Source organism: Sphingosinicella terrae (genome assembly GCF_003347635.1).
Lineage (GTDB): Bacteria > Pseudomonadota > Alphaproteobacteria > Sphingomonadales > Sphingomonadaceae > Allosphingosinicella > Allosphingosinicella terrae.
Genome location: NZ_QDFY01000008.1, coordinates 137,046 through 154,678 on the forward strand (window position 1 = coordinate 137,046; position 17,633 = coordinate 154,678).

At 68.2% G+C, this 17,633-nt stretch carries 19 protein-coding genes; 10 read left to right on the forward strand and 9 right to left on the reverse strand.

All coding sequences use genetic code 11. The features are described 5' to 3' along the window. The first annotated feature begins 46 nt into the window (after positions 1 to 46). Positions 47 to 406, forward strand: a complete 360-nt coding sequence (locus DDE10_RS16210) for a VOC family protein (RefSeq protein WP_114953829.1) — start codon at positions 47 to 49, stop codon at positions 404 to 406. 49 nt (positions 407 to 455) lie between these two features. Here DDE10_RS16210 and DDE10_RS16215 read toward each other — a convergent pair whose 3' ends face one another. Continuing rightward, positions 456 to 1,319 carry an amidohydrolase family protein gene (locus DDE10_RS16215; protein WP_284734711.1) on the reverse strand — a complete coding sequence of 288 codons (864 nt, stop codon included), beginning with the start codon at positions 1,317 to 1,319 and terminating at the stop codon, positions 456 to 458. Positions 1,320 to 1,365: 46 nt separating this feature from the next. Then, on the reverse strand, positions 1,366 to 1,770 hold the full coding sequence (locus DDE10_RS16220; RefSeq protein WP_162806672.1) for a YybH family protein: 405 nt from the start codon (positions 1,768 to 1,770) through the stop codon (positions 1,366 to 1,368). A 227-nt stretch (positions 1,771 to 1,997) separates the two neighbouring features. On the opposite strand from DDE10_RS16220, the gene DDE10_RS16225 reads away from it, so the two are divergent. Next, positions 1,998 to 2,921 (forward strand): alpha/beta fold hydrolase, encoded by a 924-nt coding sequence (locus DDE10_RS16225; RefSeq protein WP_284734712.1) that lies wholly within the window; start codon positions 1,998 to 2,000, stop codon positions 2,919 to 2,921. Between the two features lie 109 nt (positions 2,922 to 3,030). Here the strand turns inward: DDE10_RS16225 and DDE10_RS16230 are convergent, their stop codons facing one another. Both DDE10_RS16230 and DDE10_RS16235 read right to left on the reverse strand, forming a co-directional pair. Next, the gene (locus tag DDE10_RS16230) at positions 3,031 to 3,846 is read right to left on the reverse strand and encodes a helix-turn-helix domain-containing protein (RefSeq protein WP_114953831.1); all 816 of its coding nucleotides are present in this window, start codon (positions 3,844 to 3,846) and stop codon (positions 3,031 to 3,033) included. 100 nt (positions 3,847 to 3,946) lie between these two features. Beyond that, positions 3,947 to 4,420, reverse strand: a complete 474-nt coding sequence (locus DDE10_RS16235) for an SRPBCC domain-containing protein (RefSeq protein ID WP_284734713.1) — start codon at positions 4,418 to 4,420, stop codon at positions 3,947 to 3,949. Between the two features lie 107 nt (positions 4,421 to 4,527). Between DDE10_RS16235 and DDE10_RS16240 the strand changes: the two genes are divergently transcribed. After that, positions 4,528 to 5,556, forward strand: coding sequence for a GlxA family transcriptional regulator (locus DDE10_RS16240; RefSeq protein WP_284734714.1), 1,029 nt, complete (start codon positions 4,528 to 4,530; stop codon positions 5,554 to 5,556). Between the two features lie 142 nt (positions 5,557 to 5,698). Here the strand turns inward: DDE10_RS16240 and DDE10_RS16245 are convergent, their stop codons facing one another. After that, the gene (locus DDE10_RS16245; protein WP_114953833.1) at positions 5,699 to 6,403 is read right to left on the reverse strand and encodes a glutathione S-transferase family protein; all 705 of its coding nucleotides are present in this window, start codon (positions 6,401 to 6,403) and stop codon (positions 5,699 to 5,701) included. A 110-nt stretch (positions 6,404 to 6,513) separates the two neighbouring features. Here DDE10_RS16245 and DDE10_RS16250 point away from each other — a divergent pair, with 110 nt between their 5' ends. Continuing rightward, a complete protein-coding gene (locus tag DDE10_RS16250; protein WP_114953834.1) occupies positions 6,514 to 6,861 on the forward strand; it encodes a winged helix-turn-helix transcriptional regulator in 348 nt (115 codons plus the stop codon). 131 nt (positions 6,862 to 6,992) lie between these two features. Here the strand turns inward: DDE10_RS16250 and DDE10_RS16255 are convergent, their stop codons facing one another. From DDE10_RS16255 to DDE10_RS23525, 3 genes are all read right to left on the reverse strand, one after another. Beyond that, positions 6,993 to 7,655 carry a hypothetical protein gene (locus tag DDE10_RS16255; protein ID WP_114953835.1) on the reverse strand — a complete coding sequence of 221 codons (663 nt, stop codon included), beginning with the start codon at positions 7,653 to 7,655 and terminating at the stop codon, positions 6,993 to 6,995. Between the two features lie 184 nt (positions 7,656 to 7,839). Beyond that, positions 7,840 to 8,463, reverse strand: a complete 624-nt coding sequence (locus tag DDE10_RS16260) for an NUDIX hydrolase (RefSeq protein WP_114953836.1) — start codon at positions 8,461 to 8,463, stop codon at positions 7,840 to 7,842. A 109-nt stretch (positions 8,464 to 8,572) separates the two neighbouring features. Further along, a complete protein-coding gene (locus DDE10_RS23525) occupies positions 8,573 to 9,130 on the reverse strand; it encodes a hypothetical protein (protein ID WP_162806674.1) in 558 nt (185 codons plus the stop codon). A gap of 204 nt (positions 9,131 to 9,334) precedes the next feature. Here DDE10_RS23525 and DDE10_RS16270 point away from each other — a divergent pair, with 204 nt between their 5' ends. From DDE10_RS16270 to DDE10_RS16295, 6 genes are all read left to right on the forward strand, one after another. Beyond that, complete coding sequence (locus tag DDE10_RS16270; RefSeq protein ID WP_162806675.1) at positions 9,335 to 9,895, forward strand: MarR family winged helix-turn-helix transcriptional regulator; 561 nt, start codon at positions 9,335 to 9,337, stop codon at positions 9,893 to 9,895. Between the two features lie 150 nt (positions 9,896 to 10,045). Then, positions 10,046 to 10,681, forward strand: a complete 636-nt coding sequence (gene eda / locus DDE10_RS16275) for a bifunctional 4-hydroxy-2-oxoglutarate aldolase/2-dehydro-3-deoxy-phosphogluconate aldolase (protein ID WP_114953838.1) — start codon at positions 10,046 to 10,048, stop codon at positions 10,679 to 10,681. Positions 10,682 to 10,803: 122 nt separating this feature from the next. After that, positions 10,804 to 12,015 carry a D-mannonate dehydratase ManD gene (manD, locus tag DDE10_RS16280; RefSeq protein WP_114953839.1) on the forward strand — a complete coding sequence of 404 codons (1,212 nt, stop codon included), beginning with the start codon at positions 10,804 to 10,806 and terminating at the stop codon, positions 12,013 to 12,015. 4 nt (positions 12,016 to 12,019) lie between these two features. After that, on the forward strand, positions 12,020 to 13,339 hold the full coding sequence (locus DDE10_RS16285) for an MFS transporter (RefSeq protein ID WP_114953840.1): 1,320 nt from the start codon (positions 12,020 to 12,022) through the stop codon (positions 13,337 to 13,339). Positions 13,340 to 13,352: 13 nt separating this feature from the next. After that, positions 13,353 to 14,765: a glucuronate isomerase gene (uxaC, locus tag DDE10_RS16290; RefSeq protein ID WP_114953841.1), complete on the forward strand. Its 1,413-nt coding sequence runs from the start codon at positions 13,353 to 13,355 to the stop codon at positions 14,763 to 14,765. Next, positions 14,762 to 16,171, forward strand: coding sequence for a mannitol dehydrogenase family protein (locus DDE10_RS16295; protein ID WP_114953842.1), 1,410 nt, complete (start codon positions 14,762 to 14,764; stop codon positions 16,169 to 16,171). The genes uxaC and DDE10_RS16295 overlap by 4 nt, the downstream gene beginning before the upstream one ends. Positions 16,172 to 16,249: 78 nt before the next feature. Here the strand turns inward: DDE10_RS16295 and DDE10_RS16300 are convergent, their stop codons facing one another. Then, positions 16,250 to 17,605 (reverse strand): alpha/beta hydrolase family protein, encoded by a 1,356-nt coding sequence (locus DDE10_RS16300; RefSeq protein WP_284734715.1) that lies wholly within the window; start codon positions 17,603 to 17,605, stop codon positions 16,250 to 16,252. Between the last annotated feature and the right edge of the window lie 28 nt (positions 17,606 to 17,633).

The following is a 17,633-nucleotide window of genomic DNA, read 5'->3' on the forward strand; positions in this document are numbered from 1 at the left end:
GCACGCCGCCGCCCACTGAGGGGCAATATCGATCCGGAGACGAAGGATGAACCTGCAGAAGATCTATCCCGCCCTGCTGGCCGCGGATCTTGCGGCAGCCGAAGGCTGGTACACGAAACTGTTCGGTCGCGGACCCGATCACCGACCGATGGCGACGCTGCTGCACTGGGAGCTGTTCGACCAGGCCGGGCTCATGCTTTCGAACAGCGAAGAGATTGCCTGCCGCGGCTCGGTCTTCCTCTACGTCGCGGACGTCGCAGCCGAGCGCCGCCGGCTTTCAGGGCTGGGGATCATGTTCGGCGATGACAATCAGGGCGACTATTCGACACTGGCGCAGGTGCGTGATCCCGACGGAAACCTCATCACGCTGGCCTCGCCGCCTGCCAAGCCCTTCCCGCCCGCCTGAGAGTAGCGACGGCACGAAGGAGGTCGTGTTCGCTGGCCACCTTGGCGGCTCAATGGGCTTGGAGCGCCGTCAGGCCGAACAGCTCATTCGCATTGCGAAGCCTGATCCTGTCGAGCTCGTTCTCGGAGAGCCCCAATCGGCCCAGCGCCTCGACATTCTGGTCCAGCGAATATTGCGGATAGTCGGAGCCCAGCAGCACATGCTCTATTCCGACGTTCCGAAGCGTCCACACGAACTCGTCCGCGACCGGAGAGTCGGCGACGAGCGCCACGATCGCCGAGATGTCGAAATAGATGTTGTTCCCGAACAGCCCCTCGGCCGTGCGGGCCGCCTTGAGGATGTTCCAGAAGCGGAAGTTCATTCCGCCGATATGGGCGAACAGGAACTTCGTGCCCGGTGCCGCAAGCGCCAGGTTGAACAGCTTCTCGCTGTCGCCGGGGACGATGTTGGCATTGTCCATGAGGACCACCAGACCCAGCTCTCCGGCACGCCGAACCAGCGCGAGGACGCGCGGGTCGGCGGCGTCGAACCCTTGCGTGTGCGGATGGATCTTGACGACACGCGCGCCGCCCGCGGCGGTGCGCGCGAGCTCCGCCAGCGCCTCCTCGCCGTCATAGGGATGAACCGTGACGATCGGCAGCATTCGCGGATCTCGCCGGGCGAGCGCCAGCAGCGCGTCGTTGTTCGCGCGGATGGCGTCGGGATCTCCGTGAAGCGCGCGATTGGGTCCGCCGAACCACATCGCGCCATAGCCGCTCACCTGCCGACCGGACGCCTCGAGCTGGGCGTCATAGCCGCGCAGCGACGCCTCACCGCTATGGAGGTGGACATGGACGTCGAACAGGCCCGCTTCGGCCGCGGCCGGGTACGCGCTCACCGCTAGCGCGGCAGCGAAGAGGATCCTCAACTTCATCCCTCGAACGCTCCTCCGGCCTTGGCCGCTGCGTGCTCCGCCCGCCTCATTGCGCTGCCGCAATCCTGGTATTCTGGTCGTGCACAAGGCGCCATTGGCCCCTCTCCAGGCGAAATCCAAGGCTCAACCAGCTCGATCTCGGCGCCTGCGGACCACTGCCGTCCTGATCGAAGGTCGTGAGATAGAGCGCGTGGCCATAGCCGGCGCCGGCGTCGAGAGCGATCCTCTCGAACTCCATCGTCCAGCCCGGATCCGCGAACCAGTCGCGATGGAAGGCCAAATAGTCGGAGCGGCTGTCGGTCCGACGTCCGTCGGGGAAGATCAGGAGAAGGCGATCGCCGTGCGTTACGGTGGCGACCAGGGCATCCAGATCCCTGGCGGTAACCGCCGCGACATGATTCTCGACAACGTCCTCGAAAGACAGCCCGGACGCGCCCGCTGCGGACGACACGCACGCGCCAGCGGCAAGGGAGAGCGACACGCCAAGCCGCCGAGCCATCATGCAACGCAAAGCCTGTTTCCTTCCGTCCCGTCCCCGATCTGCCACCTAGCAGCCGGACGACGTCCGCCAATTACCAGCCAGGTAGTTGCACCGAGAATGCGCTCGCCGCCAAGGGAAAGCCGGCCCGGGCCGTCGCGCATGGGCGACGCGCCGGGAGGACCGCAGGCGGGGGATAGATGAACAGGCGCGATGCGATGATGCTTGCCGCGACCGGAGGCACGGCGGCGCTCCTGGCGGGCGCGACGCGGGCCTCGCCGTCGCGCCCGTCGGAAGGCGGCGCCGCCCGCGGCTCCGGCTTCGTCTCCACGACGGACGGGACGGATCTGTTCGTCCGCGACTGGGGGGAGGGACGCCCGATCCTGTTCCTCTCCGGCTGGACCCTGCCGTCCGACTTCTGGGCCTACCAGATGCTGGCGATGGCGCAGCGCGGCTATCGCGCCGTCTCCTACGATCGGCGCGGCCATGGACGGTCGAGCGATCCCGGCCGGAACTACGATCATGATCGGTTGGCCGACGACCTGCTCGCGGTCATCGAGGCGCGTCGGCTGGACGACATCGTCGTCGTCGCCCATTCCATGGGCGGCACCGAGATCGCGCGCTATTTTGCCCGGCACGCCGGCCGGGGCATCTCGAAGGTGATGCTGGTCGGGACGATCACGCCCTTCCTAATGAAGACGTCCGACAATCCCCTCGGCGTCGATCGCCATGTGCTGGCGGCCATGCGAGCGCCGCTGGAACGCGACTTTCCGGGGTGGATCGACGCCAATACGCCGCCCTTCTTCGTTGCAGATTCCTCGCCCGACATGATGCAATGGGGGAAGAGCATGATGCTGGAGACGTCGCTGCTGGCCGCCGCGATGCTGGCCAAGGCCAATGCGGAAACGGATTTCCGCCCGGACCTGCCCCGCATCCAAGTGCCGACGCTGCTGATCCACGGCGACCGGGATGTCTCGGCGGCGCTGGCGATCACCGCGCAGCCGAGCACCCGGCTGATCGCCGGCGCGCGGCTTAAGGTCTATCCGGGTGCTCCGCATGGGTTGCCGCTTACCCACGTCGAGCAGCTGAACGAGGACGTGGCCGACTTCAGTCGGAGCGGATAGGCGCCTGATCCGATCGCTCCGCGCGATCCCCCGGATCTATATCGGCTTCGGCCGGAAGCGGGCGTATCGCGATTGACCTGGCGCCTCGCTATTGCGCAGGGGCGTGAAATCATTCGCACGCCGCGCGGCCGGTCATGACGCGCCGAGTAGCCTCGTCGACCGGAAACCAGAGCTCGGTCCGCAGCGATTCCCGCGTGACGTTCTGGGGGAGCCCGAAGACGGTCTGCACCAGAAGGAAGGACAATGGTCCGACCGCCGTGTCCGCGACGAGCTGAAGATACGGCTCGCCCGGGGCCCGGGCATGCACCGCATCCTGCGCGCCGAAGCGGCTGCGCAGCGACTCTTCGAGGCGATCGACGCGCGGGCGCAGCGAAGGCCGAGTGAGCTGCTCCGCTCTCAGCTGGTTCAGCAGCGCGAAGCCGACCTCGGCCGCGTTCCGCACGGTGGCCAGCAGACCGCCCGGATGGGCCACGGACGCGATCATGTCCATCTCGCTGGGCGGCCCGTCCATGCCGGCGAGGAAGTCGGCCATGGCGATGCCGCAGAGCCATTGCCCGGCTTCGTTCATGGCGCGGATCATCCAGTCGGCATCGAAGATGAGTCCGGGAAAGGGATCATGAGCGGCCAGCATGTCCGACAGGACACGGAAGGCGGCGGAACCCTGGACGGGATCCGAGCCGAACTCGACGATCGCGGGGGCAAAGCCGGCGCTCACGAGCGCCGCATTGCGTTCGTCCACGCTCGCGCCGGCCTCCCGCGCCCAGCTGAGGATCAGGTTGCGGCTCGGACGAGCCCGCCCCAGCTCCACGAAGCTCACGTGCCGCTGGGACACGCCCAGGCGCAGGGCGAGCTCGAGCTGGGAAATGCGCGCGGATGCGCGCATCTGCCGAAGGATGTCCGCAAGGCCGTTCACGATCGGGTCCATGAGTCCATCCCTATCCGCCTGGCGAGGGCTCGCGCCGGCGGCAATGACCTGTCAGGTAATCCGGCATCGCTCGCGCTCTCCGGCTGACCTGGTGCTCGCCTCATCCCGAGGAGGCCGCGACGGCGGTGCGGGCGCCGAGATAATGGCCCAGCGCGTCGAGCATGGCGTTCCACCCATCGCGATGCCCTTCCCGATCATCCTCGCCGAGATGGACGCCGACCTCGATCAGGTTCAGCCGACAGCCCGCACCGTCCGTCTCGAATGTCGCGCTGACTGCGCCGACGAACTGCATTCGCCCTTCATGGGAGAGCGTGGTCGAATAGGAGATGTGCCGATCCGGCTCGATGAGCACATAGCGATTGCCGTTGACGAAGGGCGCGCTGTCGGCCGGGCCGAAGCGCCACACATCCTGATGGTCCACCTCGAGCGCGAATGCGTCGCAACGCATCGACCAGCCCGGGGGCATCGCGCTCCACGCCTGCATCGCCTCGGCCGAGCTCCAGGCGGCGAAGACCTCGCCGACAGGCGCCGGGTAATGACGTTCCAACTCGATCGTCCCTGCTATGGCTTTCATCTGCTGCTCCATCCTTTCGTTCGTCCCGGGCCTGCCTAGTCCGCAGTCCGTGGCCCCGTCAGAAGCAGAGTGGACAGAATAGAGGCATATGTGCCAGCGCTGTGCCGGTGGCGGAGCGAACCGACAGAACGATCACCGTCGCCATCCTGGCGCTGCCGGATTCCGCACCGCTCGGGATTCACGGCTTGTTCGAGGTTCTGTCGGCCGTGGGACGGCTCTGGCCTCGACTGACGGGCACGGCGGGCTGCGACACCCGTTTCCGGCCTCTGATCCTGGCGCGCACAGCGGCGCCTTTCCGAAGCGTGGTCGGGATTCCGATCTTCCCGGACCACGGCCTCGACGAGGCGCCGCCGGCCGACGTCGTCGTGGTCGCCGATGTCGAGCTGCCGCTTGCCGGCGACCCGGCGCACGGCTGGGCGGTCGAGATTGCGTGGCTGCGGCGCCAGGCCGAGGCGACGCGGCTGATCTGTTCCACCTGCACCGGCTCCCTGGTGCTGGCGGAGGCGGGGCTGCTCGACGGACGCGATGCCGCCTCGCACTGGAGCGCGGCCGACCTGTTCCGCGACCGCTATCCGAAGGTACGCTACCGTGCCGACCGCATCCTGTGCGACAGCGGGCAGGACGGACGGCTCATCACAACCGGGGGCGCCTCGTCATGGCAGGATCTTGCGCTGTATCTGATCGGGCGGTTCTGCGGCGCCGAGGAAGCCGCCAGGATCGCGCGCATCTTCCTGATCGGCGACCGCAAGGAAGGCCAGCTGCCTTATGCCGCGATGGCGCGGCCCCGCGTGCACGACGACGCGCTCATCCAGCGGTGCCAGGAATGGATCGGCGACCATTATCAGGTCGCCAATCCCGTTGCGGCGATGAGCGAGCGTTCCGGGCTTCCCGACCGCACGTTCAAGCGACGCTTCCTGAAGGCCACCGGCTATACCCCGCTCGACTATGTGCAGGCGCTCCGCATAGAGGAAGCCAAGCAGCTTCTCGAGACGGAGTCCGGCCCGGTCGAGGCGCTCGCCGAGCAGGTCGGCTATGATGACCCGGCCTTCTTCCGGAAGCTGTTCCGGCGCCGCGTGGGCATCACCCCGGCGCGCTACCGCCAGAAGATGCGCTCGATGCTGCCGCGGCTTTCCTGACGCGGCAACCTTGCGTCTCCCGCCGCTTCCCCGGCATCCGGAATCGCTCTCCCGGCATCCGGGCCCGCGCGGCAACGCGCTGGCCGGGCCGGGCTTCGGCGGGCTGCAAGCAGCCCGCCGATCTTTCCGCCGCGCCGTCGGCTCAGGCGCCGAATTGCTCGATTACCTCGCGGAGCGGGACCTGCCCCTGGAAAGCTGCGGAGCCGGCAGGGGAGCCGCCATTCTCCAGCTCGGTCGCGAAGAGGATTGCGGGGTCCGCCTCGACCCGGGCGCGGATCGCCTGAAGCCTCGGCCAGCGGCCGATATCGGCGACCTCGTGATATTCCAGCCAGCGGGCCACGCCGGCGAGCAGGGCGTCCGCCAGGGTGGGATGCTCACCAACCAGATAGCGGCCTTCGCCGACCATTGCCTCGAGCTTGTCGTGACGCTCCAGCACAGCGCCCCGGCCGAAGCGACGCAAGGCGGCCTGATAATCCGGATCGGGTTGCTCCAGCTCGAGGGCTACCCATAACGGGGTGAAAGCGCCGGTGAAGCCGGTGTTCAGGAAACCCATCAACTGGTGCATCCGATCGGCTTCCGGCGAACGCGGATCGAAGCTTATGCGAAGATCGGCGTCGCGCGCCTCCAGATAGGCCGCAATGGCCATCGTTTCGGTAAGCGGGCGGCCCTCGTCCGTGATCAGAACGGGCGTTTCGTGCCGGGCGTTGATGCGGGCATAGGAGGGATCGCGCATCTCGCCCAGCATGTCGACGCGGCAGAGGCGGTAAGGCTGTCCCAGCCATTCCAGCGCCGCCACCAGGCCCATCGAGGTGCCCGACGGGAAACCATAAAGGAGGATCGGGGTCATTGTCTTGCTCCGTTCGTGCATAGGTGGACGCCGCGGCGGGCTGGACTCTGGGGAGCGGACTTCCCACTGTAAATTACGCACATTTTTGTAACCGCCACGGAAGCAAAGCGATGAAGGACGTCGTCTCCGCCTGCCCGATCGAGGAGGCCATGCGGGTGCTGAGCGGCCGCTGGCCGACGCTGCTGCTCTATTATCTGAAGGAGGGGCCGAAGCGGTTCAGCGACCTGAGGCGCGACAATCCGACCGTGTCCCACCGCATGCTCACGCTCGAGCTGCGCAAGCTCGAGCAGGCCGGCATCGTCCGGCGCACCGATCATCCCGGCTATCCGCGGCGCGTGGACTACGATCTCACGCCGGCCGGACGCCGGCTCTTGCCGCTGATCGACGCGCTGGGCGACTGGTGGGAGGAGACGATCACCATCCGCCGTACGCCGCAGCCGCTGAGCGAAGCGGCCTGAGCGAGCGCTCCGACAGGCGGGCATCACAGAAGCGTGGCAAAGCCCCGATCTCGTGGCATTTCTGCGAGCAAGGCAAAGCACCGCAACTGCGGCCGCAGCTCGCCCGTGGCGGAACGCCGGCCTCCGGCTCTTCAGTCTGCCAGCATGTGATCAGCCACGCCGTAGCAGTGGCTCGCCTGGTAGGCGTTGCGGCCCCGGTTCATGTGCGTCAGATTGAACCTTCGAACCGCGCGCACCATGCGTCCGGTCGTCAGGAAGCGGCGGATCGAGGCGGAGCCCCGAACATTGATGCCGAGAATGTCCGCGCCGCGCGGAAAGAAGCAATCCACCTCTTCCGGCGCCATCGCGCAGCCTTCGAGAAGAAGCGTGTCCAGCTGGTCCCGCTCGAGCGAACCGCCCTTGGTGAAATCCGAGAGATGGACGATGAACCTTGCGCGGAGGCCCTCTGCGTCCGCGTAAAGGGTGAAGAGCTCCATCCAGCTCGCATTGACGCGGACCAGCGGCTTGTCGGAGGTCGACGGCAGGCAGGAAACCGACCAGTAGTCACGCTCGGTCCGCCGCGGCATCGGGATGCAGCTTCGGCCGTAAAGGCCGAGAATCGCCAGCACCTCCTCCGCCTGCGGGCGGCGAAGCAGCTTCTGAAAGCGAGCCGCATATTTGAACCGCAGCTCGAGCGATTCTTGACGCTCGTCGCCATCCGCCAGGTCCGCCCTGCCTTCCAGCCAGTCGCGCTGCTGCTCGACGCCCAGAAATTGGCGAAGACCCTTGAGACTGCGGTCATCAGATGCGCCCATGCCACGCCCCCTGTGTACTTCGCGCGCTCGACCCTTCAGCGCGAGGTTTCAGCATCTCGTCTCTCGGGCTGCGGGCCAACTTTGCAGTTGAGTGGATACTGGATCGACACGGGTCATTCCTGCCTGCGCTGGCGACGCCTGCCGCCTCATCGTCATTCGGTCCGAAAGGTCCGTGGCCATCGCCTCAGTCGAACACGGCTGTCCTGCTCTGGTCCGCGGCAAAGGCGAAAGCAGAATGAATGTCCGCCTCGATCACTCGACCGGTCGAGAGTGGCGGCAATTCCTCGGCGCGGAAGAAGGCCGCCTCACTGGTTTCCGCACCTGGGCACGGCGGCTCCGCGCCGCTGCGCTCGCACAGGAAGAACAATTTGTAGAAATCCCGAACGTCGGGCGCGTAGCTTCGGCTTGCCTTGTGCCGGAGGCCGTAGAGACGGCTCGCCCTGACCTTCAGGCCCGCTTCCTCCTCGATCTCCTTCTCGATATTCTGCGCCGCCGATCTTCCCACGTCGGCAAATCCTCCTGGCAGGGTCCACAGGCCATCGCTGCGTTCCCGGACGAGAAGGATGGCGCCGTTCTCGATCAACGCTCCGCGGACGTCGATCTTGGGCGTCGCATAGCCCTTGGCGAAATCGGAGACGAGCCCTTCGATTCGATCGATCGGCACCGATCCGAGCAAGGCCAGCATCTCGTTCGCGATCGCGGCGACCTCGCCATAGCGTTCCCGATCGAAATCATCCCGGCAGTAATGGACGCCCGTGGACGCGATCGCCTGCAGGCGCTTGGCGTAATGCAGCCATTGCGATTCCATTGGAGATCCCTCCTGCGCGCGCCCCACGGTCAGCATAATCGACCTCCTGGCGGGAACGGAAGATGCCTTGGCTCGGAGTGGGAGAAAGGGAGAATAGCGTGCGTAGGGCTCACGCCCGCCGCCGCAGCAGCCGCCATTTGTCGTGCTCGGTAACGATGGCCGCCGCCGCCTTGCGGCCGCCGTGAAACCATTCGTCGACGATCGAGATCGGGCCGAGCGGCGTGTCCAGCCGTATGCCGAGAAAGTCGACGTTGCTTCGGAAAGACTGGTAATGGACCTGATAGGCGACCTGATCGTACGAAAGGTCGACGCGATGGCCGTTCCAGTCGATCGACACATTGCGGTCGCTTACCCGGATCCAGAGCAGGGGATCGCGATAATCACGGTGCTTGCGAAGCCGCCACCAGCAGGCCAGCCCGACGATGCCCGCGCCGGCAAGGCAGGCAAGGAGGACGATCGGCAGCATCTCCCGGCTGGCCTGGCCGCCGTCGAGGGCCAGCCCGACAAGGATCACTCCGCAAACGCCAAGATAGATGCCGAGCATGATGACGGCGAAGCGCCGCTGGTTGCGGCGACGCTCCCTCGGGGTGAGGCTGCGCGCGCTCGCCGGCAGCGCGACCTTCTCCCCCAGGCCGAACGCCAGCTCCCGCGCCACCGCCTCGGACATGTCGCCCTCCCCCTCCGCCGGCCCGACCGGCCTCTCCGGAATAGCAGCAGCCGGGCATGCGCGCGAGGATCGGCGAGGGGCGCATTCGACGATCGGGAACCTGCGCGCGTGACACGCAGGTGCAAGCTCTCGAGGCGACAAACGGCTTGTGCCGGCGGCGCGGGGCGGGCAGGTGGGATGTCTCCGGGGAACTTGAGAGAGACCATGGCGCGAGAGGATCGCGAGAGCTTGGAGGCACAGCCTTCACCGAATGTGCGGCCCGCAGCGGGCCGAGCCGGCCGGGCTTCGTCCGGAGCTGCCGGAGAGCGGACCCATGCCGCCGGCGGCAGCGCCCGGCCGGGCATCGGCCTCGGCACCCTGGACGCGATATTCGGCCTCCATATCGGGCTCGCCCACAGCGCGATCATGCAGGAGTTCAAGCGGTCGGTCGAGCTGCCGCTGACGCCCAAGCAGGCTTCCCTGCTGTGGCTGGCGGACGAGATGCCGGGGGTCGCCCAGGCCGACGTCGCCCGACTGCTGCTCGTCGACCGCGCCACCATGCTCGGGATCACCAACAATCTGGTGCGGCGCGAGCTGCTGGAGCGGCGGCGCTCTCCCCAGGGCGGGCGCCGGATCGGCCTTCATCTGACGCCGGCGGGAGAGGCAATGCTGGTGCGGACGCGGGACGCGGTCGCCCGGCACGAGGCGAGCGTCAAGGGTCGCTTCACCGAGGAGGAACTGCGAGTCACGATCGGGGTGCTGAAGAAGTTGCACGGGGTCGGCTAGCCCGCTCGTGCGCATCCCACCGGTGCGGGCTCGCGGCTGACGCCTCGGCCCGAGTCAGCCATCGGCCATCCGACGTCATCCTCGCAATGCAGGGGTGGCCACCGGTGTCATCGGCGATTATCCCGCTCACGGCCTTCAGCGGAGACGGACATGACGACGACCATCGACGAGATCATGCGGCTGGCCCCGGTCATCCCGGTGCTCGTCGTCGAAGACGCGGCGCATGCACGGCCGATCGCCGAGGCCCTGGTCGAAGGCGGACTGCCGGTGCTCGAGGTGACCTTGCGCACGCCGGCGGCACTCGACGTCATCGGCGAGATGGCCAAGGTGGAAGGGGCGGTGGTCGGGGCCGGAACCGTGCTCGACCCGGACCAGCTTCATCGCGCTATCGACGCCGGAGCGCGCTTCGCGGTCTCACCGGGGCTGACCGAGCGGTTGGCGCTGGCCGCGCGCGAGGCGGCCCTCCCCTTCCTCCCGGGTATCGCCAATGCCGGCGACATCATGCGCGGCCTCGATCTGGGGCTCGAACGGTTCAAATTCTTTCCGGCCGAGGCGTCGGGGGGGATCGCGGCACTGAAGGCGCTGTCGGGTCCGTTCGGAGGCCTGCGCTTCTGTCCGACCGGGGGCATCCGGGCCGAGACGATGGCGACCTGGCTGGCGCTGGACGCGGTGCTCTGCGTCGGCGGGACGTGGCTGGTGGGAAAAGGCGAATCGGACCGAGCGCGGATCGTCGAAGCGGCGCGAGCGGCCGTCAGGACGGCGGGCGAAGCGGGCCCCCACGACTGACCGGGCGCTCGGCCGGCGAAACGGATGCCGTCCGCGCCGGCCATGCTTTTTCCGCCCCCGCGGGGTTGACAACAGGCCCTGCGGGTCCGTTACGTTAGCGCTACCAAAAGGAAGGGGCGAGGATGCTGGAAATCCGTTCGGCAAAGGTGATCGTCACCTGCCCTGGCCGCAACTTCGTCACCCTGAAAATCGAAACATCAGAAGGAGTTCACGGACTCGGTGATGCGACGCTCAACGGCCGCGAGCTGGCGGTGGCGAGCTATGTGAACGATCACATCATTCCTTGCCTGATCGGGCGCGACGCCCATCGTATCGAGGACATCTGGCAGTTTCTCTATCGCGGCGCCTATTGGCGGCGGGGCCCGGTGACGATGACCGCCATCGCCGCGGTCGACATGGCGCTCTGGGACATCAAGGCGAAGGTCGCCGGACTTCCACTCTACCAGCTGCTCGGCGGCGCCAGCCGCGACGGGGTCATGGTCTACGGCCATGCCAATGGCGAGAGCATCGAGGATACGGTCGCGGCCGCGCGCCGCTACAAGGCGCTGGGCTACAAGGCGATCCGGCTCCAGTCCGGCGTCCCCGGGCTCGCCTCCACCTACGGGGTCTCCAAGGACAAGCTCTTCTACGAACCGGCCGATGCCGACCTGCCGACCGAGAATCTCTGGTCTACCGAGGCCTATTTGCGGGTCGTGCCGGAGCTGTTCGCCGCGGCGCGCGAGGCGCTCGGCTGGGACGTCCACCTGCTCCACGACATCCATCACCGGCTGACGCCGATCGAAGCGGGCCGGTTGGGCAAGGATCTCGAGCCCTATCGGCCCTTCTGGCTGGAGGATGCCGTCCCGGCCGACAATCAGGAGAGCTTCCGCCTGATCCGGCAGCACACGACGACGCCGCTCGCGGTCGGCGAGATCTTCAACAGCATCTGGGATGCCAAGCAGCTCATCCAGGAGCAGTTGATCGACTATATCCGCGCCACCGTCGTCCATGCCGGCGGCATCACCCATCTGCGCCGCATCGCCGCCTTCGCCGACATGTACAATGTCCGCACCGGCTGCCACGGCGCCACCGATCTGTCGCCGGTGACGATGGCGGCGGCGCTCCATCTCGACCTGTCGGTGCCCAATTTCGGGATCCAGGAATATATGCGGCATACCGAGGAGACCGACGCCGTCTTCCCCCACGCTTATTCGTTCGACAACGGCGTCATGCATCCGGGCGACGCCCCCGGGCTCGGCGTCGACATCGACGAGGAGCGGGCGGCCCGCCATCCATACAGGCGCGCCTATCTGCCGGTGAACCGCCTCCAGGACGGGAGCATGCACAATTGGTGAGCGCATGAACCCTCGCGCAGGCGAAGCGGCCGCCGCCGGGGCGCCGCCGGAGCGGGTCGGCCGCTATCGATGGGCGATTTGCGCCCTGCTCTTCTTCGCGATCACGATCAACTATGTCGACCGCCAGATCGTCGGCGTCCTCAAGCCGCTGCTCGAGCAGGAGTTCGGCTGGAGCGAGAACGATTACGCCAATATCGTCCTCGCTTTCTCCGGCGCCTATGCGATCGGCCTGCTGGTCGTCGGCCGACTGATGGACACGATCGGCACGCGCTGGGGCCTTTCGCTCGCCATCGGCCTGTGGAGCCTGGCTGCCATGGCCCATGCCGGGGCGAGCTCGGTCGTGCATTTCGTCTTCGCCCGCTTCGCCCTCGGCATCGGCGAGTCCGGCGGCTTTCCCGGTGCGATCAAGGCGGTTTCGGAATGGTTTCCCAAGCGCGAGCGGGCGCTCGCCACCGGCCTGTTCAACGCCGGCGCCAATGTCGGCGCCCTCGTCACGCCGATCCTGGTGCCGGTGCTGGTGCTTGCCTGGGGCTGGCGCGCCGCCTTCCTGATCACCGGACTCAGCGGACTCGTCCTGCTCGCTTTGTGGATCCTGCTCTACCGCCATCCGCGCGAGCACAGGCGCATAGGATCGGCCGAGCTCGCTCATATCGAAAGCGATCCTGCCGATCCGCCGGGGCGCGTGAGCTGGGGGGTCGCTCTGCGGCGCCGCGAGGCCTGGGCGTTCATCCTCGGCAAGTTCCTGACCGACCCGGTCTGGTGGCTGTTCCTGTTCTGGCTGCCCGATTTCTTCGCCAAGACCCACGGCCTCACCTTGCTGCCGCAGGGGGGCGGCATCTTCGTCACCTTCGGACCGGCTCTGGTCGCCGTCTATCTGCTCGCCGACTTCGGCAGCATCGGCGGCGGCTGGCTGTCCTCCCGGCTGATCAAGCGCGGCTGGTCGGTGAATCGCGGCCGCAAGACGGCGATGGTGGTGTGCGCGCTGTGCGTCACGCCGGTCTCGATCGCCGCCTTCGTCGACAGCCTGCCCCTCGCCATCGCGATCATCGGCCTCGCCGCCGCCGCGCACCAGGGCTGGTCGGCGAACCTGTTCACCCTGACATCCGACCTGTTCCCCCGGCGCGCGGTCGGCACCGTCGTCGGCCTGGGCGGCTTCGCCGGCGCGATCGGCGGAATGTTCATCGCCAAGTTCGCCGGCTGGACGCTCGAGGCGACCGGGAGCTACATCCCGCTGCTGCTGTTCGCCGGGATTACCTATCTGATCGCGCTGGCGATCATCCACCTTCTCACGCCGCGGCTGGAGCCGGCGGAGATTCCGCAATAGGCGCACTGGCTCGATGAAACCGTTGAAACTCCATCCCGACCGCCTCTTCCCGCCGGAGCCGACGATCCGCGACATCGCCCGGCGGCTGCATGCCGAGGTGAGGGACCTGCCGATCGTCAGTCCGCACGGCCACACCGATCCGGCCTGGTTCGCAGCCGATGCGCCCTTCGCCAATCCGGCCGAGCTGCTCATCGTTCCGGATCATTATGTCTTTCGGATGCTCTACAGCCAGGGGATGGCGCTCGAGGATCTCGGCGTGCCCCGCGTGGACCGCGGCCCGGTCGAGGCCGATCCACGGGCGATCTGGCGCCGATTCGCCGAGCATTATCACCTGTTTCGCGGGACGCCCTCGCGGCTGTGGCACGACTGGGTCTATGCGGAGGTCTTCGGCATCGACGTGCGCCTCTCGGCCGAGACCGCGGATCACTATTACGACCGGATCGACGCCGCGCTGAAGCAGCCGGACTTTCGCCCCCGCGCCTTGTTCGAGCGATTCAACATCGAGCTGATCGCCACCACGGAAAGCCCGCTCGATCCGCTGGCGCATCACCGCGCCATCCGCGACTCCGGCTGGAAGGGGCGGGTCGTCACCGCTTATCGTCCCGACCCGGTCGTCGACCCCGAATTTCCCGGCTTCATCGACAATCTTCGCCGCTTCGGAGAGTTGACCGGCGAGGACGTCGCCGGCTTCCAGGGTTACCTGCGCGCGCACGAGAAGCGCCGCGCCTATTTCCGCGATGCGGGAGCGACCTCGACCGACCACGGCCATCCCAGCGTCTTCACCGCAGACCTGGCGCCGGCGGAGGCGGAAGCGCTCTACCGCAAGATCTTCTCCGGGACCGGTACTCCCGCCGAGGCCGAGCTGTTCCGCGGGCAGATGCTGACCGAGATGGCGCGGATGAGCCTGGACGACGGCATGGTCATGCAGATCCATCCCGGCGTGCTGCGCAACCACAATGCGCCCTTGCTCGCACGCTTCGGCCGCGACAAGGGCGCCGACATCCCCGTCGCCACCGAATATGTGCGCGCCTTGAAGCCGCTGCTCGATCGCTTCGGATCGGAACCCGGGCTGACGATCATCCTCTTCACCGTCGACGAGACCAGCTATTCGCGCGAGCTGGCGCCGCTCGCCGGCCATTATCCTGCGCTGCGGCTCGGCCCGCCCTGGTGGTTTCACGACAGCCCGGAGGGCATGCGCCGCTTCCGCGAGCAGGCGACCGAGACGGCGGGCTTCTACAACACGGTCGGATTCAACGACGACACCCGCGCCTTCCTCTCCATCCCCGCCCGGCACGACGTCGCCCGGCGTATGGACTGCGGCTTCCTGGCGCGGCTGGTCGCCGAGCACCGCCTCGACGAGGACGAGGCGCATGAGGTGGCGCGGGCGCTGAGCTACGATCTCGTCAAGGCCGCCTACAAATTGTGAGCGAGCGACTTTCGCAAGCGACCCTGGGCCGGCTGCCGGCCAACGTCGAGCGTTTCGGGTACGACCGTCGCCGCGCTGCGGCCGGAGTGGTCCATCTCGGCATCGGCGCCTTCCACCGCGCCCACCAGGCCGCCTTGTTCGACCGGCTCAACGAGAGTGACCCGCGCTGGGCAATCCGCGCCGCGTCGCTGCGCTCGCCCGGCGTTCGCGACGAAATGGCGCCGCAGGACGGGCTCTATGCGATGGTCGTCCGCGAGGGCGGCGACGATCGGGTGCGCGTGATCGGGGCGGTCCGCGAGGTGCTGGTCGCGCCCGAGGATCCGCGCACTTTGGTCGAGGCGCTCGCCGCGCCCGAGGTCCGGCTGGTCACGCTGACCGTCACCGAGAAAGGCTATCGCCAGGCGCCGGACGATCCCGAGGCGCCGCGAACGGCGGCGGGCTTCATCGCCGCCGGCCTCAATCTTCGGCGTTCGCGCGGCCTGGCGCCCTTCGCCGCGCTCTCCTGCGACAACCTTCCCGACAATGGCGCCAGGCTGCGCGAGGCGGTATTGGCCGTGTCCGATCCAGAGCTCGGCGACTGGATCGGAGCCCATGTCGCCTTCCCGAAGACGATGGTCGACCGGATCGTGCCGGCGACCGACGAGGCGGACATCGCCTCGCTGGCGAGGCACCTCGGCCTCGTCGACCGCGCCATGGTGAAGACCGAGCCCTTCTGGCAGTGGGTCATCGAGGATTTTCCCGGAGACCGGCCCGACTTCGAGTCGATCGGCGTGCAGATGACCAGCGACGTCGCGCCCTGGGAGGATGCCAAGCTGCGCCTGCTCAACGGCGCCCATTCGGCGATCGCCTATCTGGGCGGCCTCGCCGGAACCGATTTCGTCCACCAGTTCGTCGCCGATCCGGCCGGCCGCAGCCTGGTCGAGTCGCTCTGGGACGAGGCGCAAGCGACGCTCGATCCGCCGCCGGGCCTCGACCTCCCCGGCTATCGCGAGGCGCTGATGCGCCGCTTCTCCAACGCCTCGCTGCAGCACCGGACCCGCCAGATCGCCATGGATGGATCGCAGAAGCTGCCGCAGCGCCTGCTCGCGCCGATCGCCGACCGGCTGCGTCGGGGCCAGGCGGCGGATGTGCTGATCCTGGCCGTGGCGGCGTGGATGCGCTGGCAAAGCGGATGCACCGATGCCGGCGAGCCATTCACCGTCGACGACCCGTTGGCATCGCAGACCGGGGCTTTGCTTCGATCCGCCCACGGGCCGGCGGAACAGGCGAAGGCGCTGCTCCGCCTGGACCTGTTCCCGCGCGCGATGGCGGAGGACGAGAGGTTCGTGGCGACGGTGACGCGTCAGCTCGAGCGGCTCTGCGACAAGGGCGCGCGCGCGGTGGTGAAGGAAATCGCGCGGCGCTGATGGCCCCTTCTCCTTCGCAGGGGCGACGAATAGAGGATGGCCTGGCGAGTTGCCGGGGCGGCCTTCAGGCGCCGTCTGCTACCGCCTCCTCTCCCATTCCCTTTCCGCGAAGTCGAAGAAATGCGCCCAGTTCGGGCCGTTGGTGTGGCCGACCTCATGCTGGCGGAAGGCGATGCGGCCCGCGGCACGCAGCTCGTTGATCGCCGGATAGGCGGCGCCGACGAGGCCCTCCACGCCGTGCAGACGCCAGACCGCCGAGGCCGCACGGGCCGCCGCGAAGCTGCCGCGCGGATCGACCCAGCCGTCTGCCTCGAAATTGCCGGCACCGATGAAGAGGGGCCGCGGCGCCGCCAGGGCGATGAGGCTGTGGGCGTCGACGGGAAGGTCCCGCACGGTCAGCGGTCCGCCGAAGCGAAGGAAGTTCGGTGCGAACCAGTGATACTCGCCGGAGGCCGTGAGGTTCTCGAGCCGCTCGCCATAGTCGCGGCGGAGCAGCTTGGCGCCGCCCGCGCCCGAAGAACCGACGAGGCCGGCGGCGAAGCGCTCGTCGAACGCCATCGCGACCAGTGCCGCCTTGCCGTAGCGCGACAGGCCGGCGATCGCGATCCGGCTGCGATCGACGCCGGCGTCGGCGGCGAGCAGATCGAGCGCCCGCCCGGCGCCCCAGGCCCAGGCGCGGAGCGCGCCCCACGCGTCCGGTGCCCGCGGCCGCCCCCCTGAGGCCAAGCCGATCACGCCCTCGGCGAGGCCGGCGCCGTCGTCGGGCTGGACCGTGGCGGGGACCAGGATCGCATAGCCCCAGCCACGGGCGATCGCCTGCTCGGTCCAGTGCGGCCCCGGCGGAGGCGGCGGCGCGCCGGGAAAGCGGAAACCCTCGGGAAAGCCGAGCTCGATCACCAGCGGCACCGGCCCGCGCGCCGCGGCCGGCAGGCTAACCGCCAGGGCGGCCGCCACGGCCGGCACGCCACCCGGGCCATCATCGGCGCGGCCGACATAATGGCGGGTGATCACCTCGATCGTTCCCTTGCGGCGGATTTCGCGTCCCGTCTCCTCCCAGCGCAGCGCCGGCGCCGTCTCGGGCACGCGGCCGTACATCTCGCGCTCGAGCAGCGCCGCGAGCTCGGGCCGGCGCCGGCTTCGCCACATGGCGTCATCGGCGACTTCGGTACCGTCCATCGTCCGCAGCAGCGGCGGCAAAGGCTCCGGATCGCCGGCGCGGGACTCTTCGTAATTGGCGGCGTTGAGCGCTTCGCGATCGAACCCGTCGGCGCCGGGCCGCAACGCCCCGAGGTCGAGGCTCGCCAGCGTCCGGCGAAAGTCCGCCTCCGTCGCGGCGGCGCGGGCGGCGCGCTCGTCTGCCGGGGGCAGCTGCGCCGCCGCGGCGCCGAGCAGGCCGGTCAGGACGGCGACGGCTGAAAGCAGTCGCCAGGTCAACGGCCGCGCCTGTCTTTCGACGGCGCAC

Excerpts from the sequence above, each read along its gene's own strand:
- DDE10_RS16210 (WP_114953829.1), top strand. The coding sequence starts at position 47 with ATGAACCTGCAGAAGATCTATCCCGCCCTGCTGGCCGCGGATCTTGCG.
- DDE10_RS16215 (WP_284734711.1), bottom strand. The coding sequence starts at position 1,319 with ATGAAGTTGAGGATCCTCTTCGCTGCCGCGCTAGCGGTGAGCGCGTAC.
- DDE10_RS16225 (WP_284734712.1), top strand. The coding sequence starts at position 1,998 with ATGAACAGGCGCGATGCGATGATGCTTGCCGCGACCGGAGGCACGGCG.
- DDE10_RS16230 (WP_114953831.1), bottom strand. The coding sequence starts at position 3,846 with ATGGACCCGATCGTGAACGGCCTTGCGGACATCCTTCGGCAGATGCGC.
- DDE10_RS16235 (WP_284734713.1), bottom strand. The coding sequence starts at position 4,420 with ATGAAAGCCATAGCAGGGACGATCGAGTTGGAACGTCATTACCCGGCG.
- DDE10_RS16245 (WP_114953833.1), bottom strand. The coding sequence starts at position 6,403 with ATGACCCCGATCCTCCTTTATGGTTTCCCGTCGGGCACCTCGATGGGC.
- DDE10_RS16250 (WP_114953834.1), top strand. The coding sequence starts at position 6,514 with ATGAAGGACGTCGTCTCCGCCTGCCCGATCGAGGAGGCCATGCGGGTG.
- DDE10_RS16255 (WP_114953835.1), bottom strand. The coding sequence starts at position 7,655 with ATGGGCGCATCTGATGACCGCAGTCTCAAGGGTCTTCGCCAATTTCTG.
- DDE10_RS16260 (WP_114953836.1), bottom strand. The coding sequence starts at position 8,463 with ATGGAATCGCAATGGCTGCATTACGCCAAGCGCCTGCAGGCGATCGCG.
- DDE10_RS23525 (WP_162806674.1), bottom strand. The coding sequence starts at position 9,130 with ATGTCCGAGGCGGTGGCGCGGGAGCTGGCGTTCGGCCTGGGGGAGAAG.
- DDE10_RS16270 (WP_162806675.1), top strand. The coding sequence starts at position 9,335 with ATGGCGCGAGAGGATCGCGAGAGCTTGGAGGCACAGCCTTCACCGAAT.
- eda (WP_114953838.1), top strand. The coding sequence starts at position 10,046 with ATGACGACGACCATCGACGAGATCATGCGGCTGGCCCCGGTCATCCCG.
- manD (WP_114953839.1), top strand. The coding sequence starts at position 10,804 with ATGCTGGAAATCCGTTCGGCAAAGGTGATCGTCACCTGCCCTGGCCGC.
- DDE10_RS16285 (WP_114953840.1), top strand. The coding sequence starts at position 12,020 with ATGAACCCTCGCGCAGGCGAAGCGGCCGCCGCCGGGGCGCCGCCGGAG.
- uxaC (WP_114953841.1), top strand. The coding sequence starts at position 13,353 with ATGAAACCGTTGAAACTCCATCCCGACCGCCTCTTCCCGCCGGAGCCG.